Below are 12531 nucleotides of genomic sequence, written 5' to 3'. Positions count from 1 at the left end.
CAAACCGATGAAAGAGCGCAGCTCAGCACAGGTCACCTTGCATGTATGGTATGCACTCTTTATGCGTGAAGCCATGGCCAGAATGTCGGGCGATCGCTTTGGCTGGACCTGGATGCTGTTGGAGCCTGTAGCGCACATTATGCTGATGATTGCCGTGCGCGAATTTATGGGACGGATCCGTTTTATTCCCGGAGCTGACTTTATTCCTTATCTTATCGTGGGCTTGATGGGCTTTTTCATCTTCAGAGATGCAGCCACACGCTCCATGTCAGCCATCAATGCGAATAGCGGTTTATTCGCTTACAGACAGCTTCACCCTGTTGATACCGTCGTCGTTCGGGCTGCACTGGAGGGAGTCCTCAAAACCATCGTATTCATGTTGCTGGTGTTAGGGGCGGCTTTCGTTGGTTTGAATATTCTGCCAGTAGACCCTTTAGGAGTGATGGTTGCCTGGATAACGCTTTGGCTGCTTGGTCTTGGTTTTGGCCTGGTGTTCTCGATTGCTGTGACACTGGTGCAGGAGTCTGAAAAAATCATTCGTATGATGATGTTCCCCTTGTATTTTTTGTCTGGTGTCATTATTCCTGTCCAACTCATGCCATACAGCGTGCAGCAGGTACTTATTTACAACCCCATATTGCATGCCGTTGAAAGCATGCGCTATGCATTTTTTCCGGCTTATCGGAGCATCCATGGCATAGAGTTGGTGTATCCGATGGCATTAAGTCTTAGTATGATTCTGCTTGGCTTGATGCTGCAGATCCGTCTTAAAACTAAGTTGATGGCACGATGATTGAAGTTCGTAATCTATACAAGCGATACCATGGTCCTTTTGGCGGGGATTGGGTATTGAAAGATGTCAACTTTGTGATTCCTCAAGGTGTCAGTGTCGGTTTGATTGGGCGTAATGGAGCTGGGAAGTCCACGCTGTTAAAGCTTCTGGCCCGAATGGATGCACCGGATAGAGGTGAAATCATCACCAATAGCAAGATATCCTGGCCTATTGGCTTAAAGGGTGGTTTTCAAGGCAGCATGACCGGCCGGCAGAATGTGAAGTTTGTGGCCCGCATTCATGGCGGTGAAGATAGGATGCAGCACATTATCGATTATGTTGAAGACTTCGCGGAAATAGGCAAGGCTTTTGACCAGCCAATGAAAACCTACTCCAGTGGTATGCGTAGTCGGTTGGCTTTCGGTTTATCCTTAGCCTTTGATTTTGATGTGTATATTTCCGATGAAGCAACTGCAGTTGGTGATACCGCGTTTAAAAAGAAAGCCAAGAAAGCTTTTCGTAGTCGTATTGGCAAGTCCAGCTTGATTATGGTTTCACACAGCGTAGGAATTTTACAAGATTTGTGTCAGGCCGGTATCTGGTTGCATCAAGGCCAGGCAATTTGGTTTGATAAACTGGACGATGCATTATCAGCTTACAATGAGAGTATAGATAAATGAATAAACTTCAACAACACCCGCAATGGGGCGTTGCGCTGGTAGTCATCTTGGTATCATTTTTTTATTGGATGCTGCTCGCAACTGATCGCTATGTATCAGAAGCGAATATTGTGCTGAAAAGTCCGGAAATATCACCGGCCAGTCTGAATTTCTCTTCTATTTTGTCTGGCACATCCGGAGCTGGTGATCTGTTGCTGTTGCGCGACCACATGTTGTCGGTAGATATGCTGAACGTGTTGGAGGAGCGTCTGCACATTCGTCAGCATTTCGCCAGCAAAGACATCGATCGCTGGTCGCGCCTTAGCAGTGAGGATGCCCCGATAGAGAAATTTCACCGCTATATGCAAAAGCGTATTGATGTTCACTTTGACGATTATGCCAATGTGCTTAGGCTTCGGGTTCAGGCCTATACTCCTGAAATGGCACAACGTATTGCGAAAACCTTATTGCAAGAAGGTGAGTTGCATATGAACCGGATGGGTCAACGCCTGGCAGAAGAACAGGTTGCCTTTATTGAGGGGCAGGTGGAGGTGTTGGAGAGACGATTGTACAGCGCCCGTGAAGCCTTACTGACCTTTCAAAATACCCATGGCCTGGTGTCGCCTACGGGCTCGGTGGAAAGCATTATGATGATTGTTGCCCAGCTGGAGGCGCAAAAAGCGCTGCTGGAAGCTCAGCGTAAAGCAAGCAGTAGCTTTCAAAGCTCCAGTTCGCCGGAAATTTTGCGGTTGGACAGTCAAATTCAGGCATTAAATACGCAAATTCAGCAAGAACGAAATAAGATGGCAACAGCTGATGGCGATGCATTAAACCGCATTTCTGCGGAGTTCGAAACTCTTACCTTGCAAGCACAGTTTGCACTTGAACTGTATTCTAACTCCTTGTTAATGCTTGAAACCACCCGGGTTGAGGCTGCACGCAAACTCAAACAGGTATCGGTACTGCAATACCCTACGATGGCACAATATTCGGTAGAGCCGCGGCGTAGCTATAACTTCGCTGTAGTCTGCTTTTTTGTTATCTTGCTGGCCGGCATCGCTCAATTAACGCGAGCCATCATTCGTGATCACCTGGACTAACGGTATAGCACCATTGAACTTATCCACTGCCGTTTTGCAGGAGCAAACCAGTCGGGCTGATTGGACCTTGCTGACTGCCGCGCCTGCTTTCAGTCGTGCTTTATCCGGACCGGCCGAAGCACTTCTGTACTGGCGAGAGCAAATCAAGGTACCACTCTCTGCCAGCCAACACAGCCAAAGTCTTGCATTTATAAAGCTGTGGCAACAGTTTGAGCTGGCGGTTAGTAACTATTTAAAGCCGCCAGAGTGCCCTCTGGCCCCGTACCAGTTAATTTTAATTGACAGCCAATGCAGTGATCAGCTGTTTTACCAGATGCTGGAACAGGCCGTGACTTATCCGGAGCCGATCCTATGCCTGGCATCGGCTCAACAGAGTGAACAACAGCGCTTGCTGCAATTGCAACAGCAAGTCGCTCAGCATACTGCTGCAAAGTCAGCTTCAGAGCGGTTGCACTTTCAGACCGCCTGTCACACCGCGAGTTTGATGCAAACAGCCCCTCGGGTTTTTTGTAGCCGCTCATTGTTGGGGTTGGAAGCATTACTTTGGCAAAAACCACTGTATTGCCAGACCGACTCACCGTGGGTCAGCTGCACCCTTAGCCAGGGGGTATTTAGTGCTCAACACATAGCCAACGTGGAGTTGGCGGCTTTTGTGCATTACGCCATTCTGGCAGGGGAGCAGGCTTTGCATCCAGAGCGACAGCTACCCTGCGATGTTGCTGATTTGCTGGCATGGGCTGGCTTACAACATAGCACGCGCATGGCCTTGCCTGGGCGCCTGTATGCCGTTGGCTTTTCACGATTCTGGCGCAAAACACTTCAGTGCTTTGTACAGGGCCGCACGATTACCTTTTTGAACAAAGAAGCTGTGTTGCCGAAACAGGGGACTATCTTGGTCTGGGGACGAAGAGCCTTGCCGGTTGTTCAGGCTGGCTTAAGGCTGGTTAGGCTAGAAGATGGTTTTATTCGCTCGGTAGGGCTGGGTGCAGAGTTTGCTCAGCCTATGTCGTGGATCTTTGATCAGCACGGCTTGTACTTTGATGCCACTCAACCATCGGATCTGGAACTGCTATTGCAACAGTTGATATTGTCTGATCAACAGCGTGAGCGGGCTGAGGCGTTACGACAGCGCATTTGCGAACAAGGTGTTACCAAATACAATGTTGGTGATTCCGGTTGGCAGCGCCCAGATACCAATAAGAGAGTCGTGCTGGTACCTGGCCAGGTGGAAACAGATGCATCCATTGAGTTTGGAGCTCACCAGATACGCTCAAATCTGCAATTATTAATGCAGGTACGTCAGAAGAACCCGGATGCCTGGGTGATCTACAAACCACATCCGGATGTGCATTCGGGCGCCAGAGCCAAAGGGGTCGGTGAAGATGACGTTAGCACATACTGCGATGAGCTGGTACTCGATGTCGGCATGGCAGTGCTGCTGGAACAAGTTGATGAAGTGCATCTGCTCACGTCACTCACCGGCTTTGAGGCATTGCTGCGTGGTAAAAAAGTGGTCTGCTATGGCTGGCCATTTTATGCTGGTTGGGGCTTAACCGAAGATACAGCGCCGCCACCCCGGCGAGGTCGAACCTTGGATCTGGCGACTCTTGTTTACGCCACATTGATCGCCTATCCGCGCTATATCAGCGATGTAACGGGTGGTTTCAGCACACCGGAACAAGTTTTAACGGAAATAGAGCAACGCCGGCAGCGATTGCCTACCATAGCAGGTAAGATCATGCTGCGGCTTGGTAGGTGCCTGCGAATGGTGCTGAATTTGTTGTTTGGAAAAAAATGATGCAGCAAAGCGATAACAACCAAGCCGTTGGCGGTCATAGCAAGCGTATCGCTGTGGTGGGCTCATTGACTCAGGCCATGCTGAACTTTCGCAGTGATCTAATTTCTGAGCTGGTGTCTGCCGGTCATGAGGTGTATGCCTTTGCCACCGACTATTCCGAACACAGCCTGAGAGCGGTTCGAGAGCTTGGCGCTATTCCGGTGCCCTATCAACTCAACCGTTTTAGCTATAACCCTTTTAGTGACTTATTGACCACTTGGCAACTCTATCGCCTGTTCAAACAACTACGTATTGATATCAGTTTCTGTTATTTCGTCAAACCCGTTATTTTTGGTACCCTTGCCGCCTGGTTGGCCAAAGTACCCTTTCGGGTGGCGAAAATTGAAGGTTTAGGCAGGGCTTTCATCGAGCCACCCCAAGGGGCAGGACTGCGTTGTCGTTTTGTCCGGCGAGTTCAGGTGGGTCTCTACCGTTTTGTATTACCCAAAACACACCAGGTGTTTTTACTCAACCCAGATGATTATCAGGATCTTATTCATCAGTATCGCATTGCTATCCCCAGGCTGACTGTGCTGAGCGGTATCGGTACCTGCTTGCACCGTTATCCTTACCATCCGCCGCAATTAAAGCCAATACGCTTTATCTTTGTTGGTCGCTTATTGCAGGAAAAAGGTATCCGCTATTTTTTGCAAGCCGCTAAAGAAGTAAAAGCAAAGCACCCGGAGGTAGAGTTCCTGGTGGTCGGTGAGCCAGACACTGCCAAGGGGTCCATAAGCCGTCAAGAGTTGGATGATTGCGTTACAAGTGGATTGATTGTCTATCCAGGCTTAGTGACTAATGTGGTGGATTGGCTGGCGCAATCCAGCGTTTTTGTTCTCCCTTCTTATTACCGCGAAGGGGTACCACGGAGCAGTCAGGAGGCTATGGCTGTGGGGTTGCCGGTCATTACCACCGATATGCCAGGCTGTCGGGAAACGGTCGAGCCAGGGAAAAATGGCTTTTTAATACCACCACACGATGTCGGTGCTTTGGTGAAACAAATGTTGTACTTTATTGACCATCCCCAGCAAATTGATGGCATGGGCCGATATAGCCGGCAACTGGCCGAGCAAAAATTTGATGTGGTGAAAATTAATAAGCAGATTATGGATGCTCTTGATTTAACGAACACATCGACAGCAGGGCCAACAGAGGTTAACAGTATTTGAGCATGAGTGAACGTATTTTGGTGACCGGTGGAGCCGGCTTTATTGGTTCTGCGTTGGTGCGTTATCTGATGAATAGCACCACGCATCAGGTGTTGAATGTCGATAAGCTAACCTATGCTGGCAATCTGACCTCCCTGCAATCTATTGCTGATAACCCACGATATCAGTTTGTGCAGGCAGATATTTGCGATCAGGTTAGGATGGAGCAGTTGTTGCTTCAGTTTCAACCAGATATCATCATGCATTTAGCGGCAGAAAGCCATGTCGATCGCTCCATTGATGGCCCGGCCGCTTTTATCCAAACCAACATTGTGGGTACCTGTAGCTTGTTGGAAGCGGCCCGCAGCTATTGGCAAGGGCTGCCACCTGCAGCCAGGGCGCGTTTTCGTTTTCACCATGTATCTACCGATGAAGTCTATGGCGACCTGGAGCAGACCGACGCGCTCTTTACCGAACAGACACCCTATGCACCAAGTTCACCATACTCGGCCAGTAAAGCCAGCTCGGATCACCTGGTACGAGCCTGGCAGCGAACCTATGGCTTGCCGTGCGTGATCACCAACTGCTCCAACAACTATGGTCCTTACCATTTTCCGGAGAAGCTGATCCCGCTTACCATTATCAATGCGCTGGCAGGCAAACCCTTACCGGTGTATGGCAATGGCAAGCAAGTCCGTGACTGGCTCTACGTCGAAGATCACGCCAAAGCTTTACTTTGCGTGGCAACCAAGGGCCGGGTAGGGGAAACCTACAACATTGGCGGCCACAACGAAAAACAAAACATCGAAGTGGTTAAAACTATCTGTACCATTCTGGAAGAATTGGCGCCCATTCAACATTCAACACTCAACATTCAACACTACGAAAGTTTGCTAACTTTCGTCAAAGATCGCCCCGGCCATGATCTGCGTTACGCCATCGATGCCGGTAAAATAGAGCGGGAGCTGGGTTGGACACCGCAGGAGACCTTTGAAACTGGTCTGCGTAAAACGGTGCAATGGTATCTGGCGCGTAAGGACTGGTGGATGCCGCTGGCAGCGAAGTTGCAATAACTGACAGGCTTTGCCTGCAGGAACGGGTACTTTTCGAAGAGATCGCTTAGTAGGAGCGTCACTTAACCGTCACTGGCGTCTTTCAGTGACAGCACGTATTATAAAGCCGCAGATAACTCAGGGAATGAATACCATGTCGCCATTAAAAATTGCCATTGCCGGTACCGGCTACGTTGGCTTATCAAATGCGATGTTGCTGGCACAGCATCATCAGGTCGTGGCTTTGGATATCCTGCCGGACAAGGTAGCCATGCTCAATGCCGGTCGGTCCCCGATTGAAGACCGGGAAGTTGCGGACTTTCTTAGCCGTAAGGCACTGAACTTTACTGCGACGACAGATAAACGTCAGGCTTACCAAGGTGCTGATTTTGTGGTGATTGCGACACCAACCGACTACGATCCTCAGACCAATTATTTTAATACCAGCAGTGTAGAAGCTGTCATAGCTGATGTTATGGCGATTAATCCGGATGCTGTGATGGTGATTAAGTCAACAGTCCCGGTTGGTTACACCGCCTCGATAAAAGCAAAGCTTGGCCTTGAAAACCTGTTGTTTTCACCAGAGTTTCTGCGCGAAGGCAAGGCCCTGTATGACAACTTACACCCATCGCGTATCATCGTTGGTGAGCGCTCAGAGCGTGCCAGTGTATTCGCGGCTTTGTTGCAGCAAGGTGCTGTCAAGCAAAACATTCCGGTACTTTTTACCGACAGTACCGAAGCTGAAGCGATCAAGCTGTTCTCCAATACCTATTTAGCGATGCGGGTCGCTTTCTTTAACGAGCTGGACTCCTATGCAGAAAGCCATGGACTGGATAGTCGCCAAATTATTGAGGGGGTGGGGCTGGATCCACGTATTGGCAATCACTACAACAATCCCAGCTTTGGTTATGGCGGGTACTGTTTACCGAAAGATACCAAGCAATTGCTGGCAAATTATCAGAATGTACCCAACAACATCATCCAGGCCATTGTGGATGCCAACCAAACACGCAAAGACTTTATCGCCAACTCTATTGTCAACAAAGATCCCAAAGTGGTGGGGATCTACCGGCTGGTAATGAAAGCCGGGTCGGATAACTTCCGGGCTTCCGCCATTCAGGGCATTATGAAACGAATCAAAGCCAAAGGTATTGAGGTAGTGGTGTACGAGCCTGAGCTGAAAGAAACGCACTTCTTTCGCTCTCGCGTGATGAAAGATTTGCAAGAGTTTAAGCAAATTTCGGATGTTATCGTCGCCAATCGCCGGACAGAAGCGCTGGCGGATGTTGCAGACAAGGTCTATACCCGTGATTTGTTTGGCAGTGACTAGCTTGCACCGCAAGCGGTAACGCGGCGACATACTAGCCAAAGGAACCAATGAAACTACTACTCACCGGCAGCTCAGGCCAGGTTGGCACCGAGCTAAAACAACAACTGGCAGGGCAGGCTGGGCTACTCATGCCCTCCAGAGCCGAGCTGGATTTAGCCGATGAGGCGGCCGTGCAAGCCTACCTAAAGCAGCATCAGCCTCAGGTGATTCTCAATGCAGCCGCTTATACGGCTGTGGATTTGGCAGAAACCGAGCAGGCCGCGGCCCTGGCATTAAATGCGCAGCTGCCAGCGTTGTTAGCCCGTTACTGCGCCAAAAGCGGTGCTTACCTGCTGCATTATTCCACCGATTACGTCTATCCGGGCACTGGCTCCGAGCCCTGGCAAGAAGACAGCCCAACCGGGCCGCTGAATTACTATGGACAGACTAAGCTGCAAGGTGATCTGGCTGTACTGGCGCAATGCCCGGCTGCCCTGATCTTTCGTACCAGCTGGGTGTACTCGGTTCATGGCAAAAACTTCCGCAACACCATCCTTCGCTTAGCCAAACAGCAAGCCGAACTACGCATCGTCGCGGATCAAATCGGTGCGCCCACAGCTGCCAGCCTAATTGCTGCCATCAGCCTGCAAGCATTGCAGCGCTTCCAGCAAGGCCAGCCCATGACTGGTGGTGTCTATCATCTGGCGCCACGGGGCTATGGCAGTTGGTACGATTTTGCTCAAGCCATTGTCAAGCAGGCCATGAAGCAAGGGGAAGCTCTTGTGTTGCTTCCAGAGGCCATTCAGCCAATCCCCAGCAGCGATTATCCAACTCCGGCCCAGCGACCACTGAATTCCCGGCTATGTGTCGATAAATTAGAGCGCGCCCTTGGTATTCGTTTGCCAGAATGGCAGGAACTTCTTGCGTTTAAGACGCAGTAACTAGCCGTTTCACGGCGGTCACTAGCTGGCTTCACCAGCGGTAACTAGTTGCCTGCGGCAACGGTCACTAGCCGTTTTTCGGCGCCAGCCGTTTAGCATTTTCTTTAGGTTTGATCACCGAAGGCCAGGTATGGATGGACATGATAGAAAGCCGTAACCGCACGGTTCATACCTACGAAGCGCGTGTGCTGGAGGAAGAGTTTACCAAGGTCCAACAGCTGTACGCACCAGCCTTTACTGCTTTTGCTGTTAAAATGCAGGAATACCTATGAACTTTGGTTTGCCTGCTGATACAGTTCAGCGCATGCAACAGGTATTCGCCCGCTACCCGGAAATCGAAGAAGTCGTTATTTATGGCTCTCGCGCCAAAGGCAATTTCCGGCCTGGTTCTGACATCGATTTAACGCTGAAAGGGCCAAAGCTTGATGCGACACTTTTAAGCAAGCTTCTTGCTGATTTAGATGAGTTAAACACCCCTTACCTGATGGATGTATCGATTTATCACCAGCTGCAAGCGCAAGGCTTGATTGAACACATTCAAGCTTTTGGTCAGGTGTTTTATCGGCGTAATTAGCTGGCTGTGCCCTTAGGGCTTTGCCCGTCATAACAGCAGCTCTGCTGCCCAGTCACCAGCACCAAAGCGCGTCATCACTGCGACAAAGTCGCTCTTGCTCTTTCCCCCCAAAAATCCTAAACTGCGCTTTTAATTTTTCCCGATTATTTAACGGGCAGAGGGCATCGTTTTGCGCAAAGGTATCGTACTGGCAGGAGGCTCTGGTACACGCTTGCATCCTATCACCCTTGGGATCTCCAAGCAGTTATTGCCCATTTACGACAAACCGATGATTTACTATCCCATCTCGGTGCTGATGCTGGCAGGGATCCGCGAGATTCTCATTATCACTACGCCAGAAGATCAACCAGCCTTTCAACGTTTACTCGGCAGTGGCGAGCAGTTTGGTGTACGTTTTGACTACTGCATTCAACCCAAACCAGAAGGATTGGCTCAGGCATTTATTCTGGCCGAAGATTTTTTACAGCAACAGCCTGTGTGTATGGTATTGGGCGATAATATTTTCCATGGTCAAAGCTTTAGTGCGCAGTTAAAGGCTGCCAGCTTGCAACCGCAAGGTGCGACCATCTTTGGTTATCAGGTCAAAAACCCTGAGTGTTTCGGCGTGGTTGCTTTTGATGACGATGGTAAAGTGCTATCCATCGAAGAAAAACCAAAACAACCAAAATCCAATTATGCGGTGACTGGCTTGTATTTTTATGATGCTCAGGTCAGCCAACTGGCCCGACAGCTCACACCATCCGAGCGTGGCGAGCTGGAGATCACCTGCCTGAATAACCTTTACTTAGAGCAAGGTCAACTTCAGGTAGAGCGCTTTGGCCGTGGTTTTGCCTGGCTGGATACTGGTACCCACGATAGTCTGCTGGATGCTGCGCATTACGTGCAAACCATCGAGCAGCGTCAGGGGTTAAAAGTGGCTTGTCTGGAAGAAATCGCCTGGCGACAGGGGTGGGTGGACGATAAGCATTTGCTCAAGCGTGCCCGCGCCTTTGCCAAAACCGGCTATGGCGCCTATTTGCGTCATTTAGTCGATTAATCCCTATTTCAGGAAGAAACTAAGGAATTCGTATGAAAGTCACCAAAGCAGTTATTCCGGTTGCCGGGCTTGGCACCCGCATGTTGCCAGCCACCAAAGCCATTCCGAAAGAGATGCTGCCGGTGGTGGATAAGCCATTGATTCAGTATGTAGTGAATGAATGCATCGCAGCTGGTATCAAAGAAATTGTCCTTGTGACGCACTCATCAAAAAACTCCATTGAAAACCATTTCGATAAAAGCTTTGAGCTCGAGTCCATGCTGGAAAAGCGGGTCAAGCGCCAGCTGCTTGATGAAGTTCAGGCCATTTGCCCGAAAGATGTCACCATCATGCATGTTCGTCAGGGGGAGGCCAAGGGCTTGGGCCATGCGGTGCTTTGCGCTTATCCATTGATTGGAGATAACCCTTTTGCTGTGGTGCTGCCGGATGTGTTGATTGATCATTACGACTGCAATCCTAAGCAGGATAACCTGGCTGAAATGATCACACTATTCGAACTCGATGGCGTCAGCCAGGTCATGGTTGAACCGGTACCAATGGAGCAGGTAAGCAGCTACGGCGTAGCCGATGTTGAAGGGCATCAGATGCAAAGTGGTGAGTCGGTGAAAATGACCGCTATTGTTGAAAAACCTGCAGTCGAAGATGCACCTTCCAATTTATCGGTCGTTGGGCGTTATGTTTTCTCCGCTGATCTCTGGGAAGCTTTGCAATATACCCCGATTGGGGCAGGCGATGAAGTGCAGCTAACCGATGGCATTGCCATTTTAATGAAGCAACAGCCGGTCAATGCCTATCATATTAAAGGGCGTAGCCACGATTGTGGCAATAAGCTGGGGTACATGAAGACTTTTGTTGAGTTCGGTTTGCGCAGTCAGGTTCTTGGGAGCGATTTCAATGCGGCTATGCACGAACTCATGGCCAGATACCCAAAAAACTAAGCGGATCGCTAAGCTATGCACATAGAGAAAACAGCCATTCCTGAGGTATTGTTGATAAAGCCCAGAGTATTTGAAGATGAACGGGGTTTTTTTCTGGAAAGCTTTAATCAGCGTCAGTTCGAGCACGCCTTGGGCAAGCAGGTGAGCTTTGTACAGGATAATCACTCCAGGTCCAAAAAAGGTGTACTGCGTGGTTTGCATTACCAGATAAAGCAGCCACAGGGCAAGTTGGTAAGGGTGGTGCAGGGCGAAGTACTGGATGTCGCTGTGGACCTTCGTTGTTCATCGCCCACCTTTGGGCACTGGGTCAGTGCGCGTTTGTCCGCAGAAAATAAGATGCAGATGTGGCTGCCCCAAGGCTTTGCGCATGGCTTTGTGGTGCTCAGTGATACCGCCGAATTTGTCTACAAGGCTACGGACTATTATGCCCCTGAGTTTGAGCGAGCCATTCGCTGGGACGACCCAGACCTGGCCATCGACTGGCAGTATGAAGCTTTGCCAGACTTATCAAAAAAAGATCAACAGGCGATAAGCTTTGCAAGTGCTGAGTATTATCGATGAAACATCCATGAAGCACGAACTTTAACAGACCAAGCCAACAGGGCTATGTTACAATTCGATGGCAACCGGAATTCATTCCGGTTTTTCAATTGTCAGCACAGGCACTCGGATCGCAGTCAGGAACTCAGGCATGAAAAACATCATTACGTATGGCACCTTCGACCTTTTTCACATTGGTCACTTAAACTTGCTAAAGCGCCTTTCAGAAATGGGTCAGTTAACAGTGGCTGTATCGACCGATGAGTTTAACGAAGGCAAAGGTAAAAAGACCATCATCCCTTTTGAACAGCGCATCGAAATTGTTCGTGGTTGTCGTTATGTGCACCAGGCGATCCCGGAAAGCAGCTGGGAGCAAAAAATTAATGATATTCAAACCTACCATATCGATACCTTTGTGATAGGTGACGACTGGCAGGGCAAGTTCGACTTTTTGCAAGAGTACTGTGAAGTGGTGTATTTGCCAAGAACGGAAGGGATCTCCACCACCCAACTGAAAAAAGCGCTCAGTGCTTTTTCCAGCATCAACAAAGAAGAATTTATGCGGGCCTTTGAAATTCTGGAAATGCTAAAAGCCGACTTAAACTAATAGTTGCAGGAACGAATG

The 12531-nt window shown here is 49.6% G+C and carries 13 protein-coding genes and 1 pseudogene; all 14 read left to right on the top strand.

Going from position 1 to position 12531, the window contains the following annotated elements; genetic code table 11:
* Nucleotides 1-7: 7 nt before the first annotated feature.
* Complete coding sequence (locus BLW37_RS05875; RefSeq protein WP_091340912.1) at nucleotides 8-793, top strand: ABC transporter permease; 786 nt, start codon at nucleotides 8-10, stop codon at nucleotides 791-793.
* Nucleotides 790-1452: an ABC transporter ATP-binding protein gene (locus BLW37_RS05870; protein ID WP_091340910.1), complete on the top strand. Its 663-nt coding sequence runs from the start codon at nucleotides 790-792 to the stop codon at nucleotides 1450-1452. The genes BLW37_RS05875 and BLW37_RS05870 overlap by 4 nt, the downstream gene beginning before the upstream one ends.
* Nucleotides 1449-2531 (top strand): KpsE/RkpR family capsule polysaccharide export protein, encoded by a 1083-nt coding sequence (locus tag BLW37_RS05865; RefSeq protein WP_091340907.1) that lies wholly within the window; start codon nucleotides 1449-1451, stop codon nucleotides 2529-2531. Before BLW37_RS05870 ends, BLW37_RS05865 begins: the two co-directional genes overlap by 4 nt.
* Before the next feature lie 13 nt (nucleotides 2532-2544).
* Nucleotides 2545-4329 carry a capsular polysaccharide export protein, LipB/KpsS family gene (locus BLW37_RS05860; RefSeq protein WP_139243665.1) on the top strand — a complete coding sequence of 595 codons (1785 nt, stop codon included), beginning with the start codon at nucleotides 2545-2547 and terminating at the stop codon, nucleotides 4327-4329.
* Nucleotides 4326-5537, top strand: a complete 1212-nt coding sequence (locus BLW37_RS05855) for a glycosyltransferase family 4 protein (RefSeq protein WP_091340903.1) — start codon at nucleotides 4326-4328, stop codon at nucleotides 5535-5537. Before BLW37_RS05860 ends, BLW37_RS05855 begins: the two co-directional genes overlap by 4 nt.
* Before the next feature lie 2 nt (nucleotides 5538-5539).
* Nucleotides 5540-6559, top strand: a pseudogene (gene rfbB / locus BLW37_RS05850) (dTDP-glucose 4,6-dehydratase); the annotation flags it as partial.
* Between the two features lie 163 nt (nucleotides 6560-6722).
* Entirely contained in the window at nucleotides 6723-7898 is a 1176-nt protein-coding gene (locus BLW37_RS05845; protein ID WP_091341098.1) for a nucleotide sugar dehydrogenase, read from the top strand.
* 47 nt (nucleotides 7899-7945) lie between these two features.
* On the top strand, nucleotides 7946-8818 hold the full coding sequence (gene rfbD / locus BLW37_RS05840; protein ID WP_091340900.1) for a dTDP-4-dehydrorhamnose reductase: 873 nt from the start codon (nucleotides 7946-7948) through the stop codon (nucleotides 8816-8818).
* Nucleotides 8819-8958: 140 nt separating this feature from the next.
* Nucleotides 8959-9090, top strand: a complete 132-nt coding sequence (locus BLW37_RS05835; RefSeq protein WP_245785627.1) for a nucleotidyltransferase substrate binding protein — start codon at nucleotides 8959-8961, stop codon at nucleotides 9088-9090.
* Complete coding sequence (locus BLW37_RS05830) at nucleotides 9087-9392, top strand: nucleotidyltransferase domain-containing protein (RefSeq protein ID WP_091340898.1); 306 nt, start codon at nucleotides 9087-9089, stop codon at nucleotides 9390-9392. The genes BLW37_RS05835 and BLW37_RS05830 overlap by 4 nt, the downstream gene beginning before the upstream one ends.
* Before the next feature lie 169 nt (nucleotides 9393-9561).
* The gene (rfbA, locus tag BLW37_RS05825) at nucleotides 9562-10428 is read left to right on the top strand and encodes a glucose-1-phosphate thymidylyltransferase RfbA (RefSeq protein ID WP_091340897.1); all 867 of its coding nucleotides are present in this window, start codon (nucleotides 9562-9564) and stop codon (nucleotides 10426-10428) included.
* Nucleotides 10429-10460: 32 nt separating this feature from the next.
* Complete coding sequence (galU, locus tag BLW37_RS05820; protein ID WP_091340895.1) at nucleotides 10461-11366, top strand: UTP--glucose-1-phosphate uridylyltransferase GalU; 906 nt, start codon at nucleotides 10461-10463, stop codon at nucleotides 11364-11366.
* Nucleotides 11367-11381: 15 nt separating this feature from the next.
* Nucleotides 11382-11927, top strand: coding sequence for a dTDP-4-dehydrorhamnose 3,5-epimerase (rfbC, locus tag BLW37_RS05815; RefSeq protein ID WP_091340893.1), 546 nt, complete (start codon nucleotides 11382-11384; stop codon nucleotides 11925-11927).
* A gap of 130 nt (nucleotides 11928-12057) precedes the next feature.
* Nucleotides 12058-12513, top strand: a complete 456-nt coding sequence (locus tag BLW37_RS05810) for an adenylyltransferase/cytidyltransferase family protein (RefSeq protein ID WP_091340891.1) — start codon at nucleotides 12058-12060, stop codon at nucleotides 12511-12513.
* Nucleotides 12514-12531: the final 18 nt, after the last annotated feature.

Source organism: Alkalimonas amylolytica, assembly GCF_900107845.1.
Lineage (GTDB): Bacteria > Pseudomonadota > Gammaproteobacteria > Enterobacterales > Alteromonadaceae > Alkalimonas > Alkalimonas amylolytica.
Note: the sequence above shows the minus strand (reverse complement) of the source record. Positions and strands in the feature narration are given on the sequence as shown.

What these genes read in the sequence shown, in the direction of transcription:
- BLW37_RS05875 (WP_091340912.1), top strand. Translation starts at nt 8, where the DNA reads ATGAAAGAGCGCAGCTCAGCACAGGTCACCTTGCATGTATGGTATGCA.
- BLW37_RS05870 (WP_091340910.1), top strand. Translation starts at nt 790, where the DNA reads ATGATTGAAGTTCGTAATCTATACAAGCGATACCATGGTCCTTTTGGC.
- BLW37_RS05865 (WP_091340907.1), top strand. Translation starts at nt 1,449, where the DNA reads ATGAATAAACTTCAACAACACCCGCAATGGGGCGTTGCGCTGGTAGTC.
- BLW37_RS05855 (WP_091340903.1), top strand. Translation starts at nt 4,326, where the DNA reads ATGATGCAGCAAAGCGATAACAACCAAGCCGTTGGCGGTCATAGCAAG.
- BLW37_RS05845 (WP_091341098.1), top strand. Translation starts at nt 6,723, where the DNA reads ATGTCGCCATTAAAAATTGCCATTGCCGGTACCGGCTACGTTGGCTTA.
- rfbD (WP_091340900.1), top strand. Translation starts at nt 7,946, where the DNA reads ATGAAACTACTACTCACCGGCAGCTCAGGCCAGGTTGGCACCGAGCTA.
- BLW37_RS05835 (WP_245785627.1), top strand. Translation starts at nt 8,959, where the DNA reads ATGATAGAAAGCCGTAACCGCACGGTTCATACCTACGAAGCGCGTGTG.
- BLW37_RS05830 (WP_091340898.1), top strand. Translation starts at nt 9,087, where the DNA reads ATGAACTTTGGTTTGCCTGCTGATACAGTTCAGCGCATGCAACAGGTA.
- galU (WP_091340895.1), top strand. Translation starts at nt 10,461, where the DNA reads ATGAAAGTCACCAAAGCAGTTATTCCGGTTGCCGGGCTTGGCACCCGC.
- rfbC (WP_091340893.1), top strand. Translation starts at nt 11,382, where the DNA reads ATGCACATAGAGAAAACAGCCATTCCTGAGGTATTGTTGATAAAGCCC.
- BLW37_RS05810 (WP_091340891.1), top strand. Translation starts at nt 12,058, where the DNA reads ATGAAAAACATCATTACGTATGGCACCTTCGACCTTTTTCACATTGGT.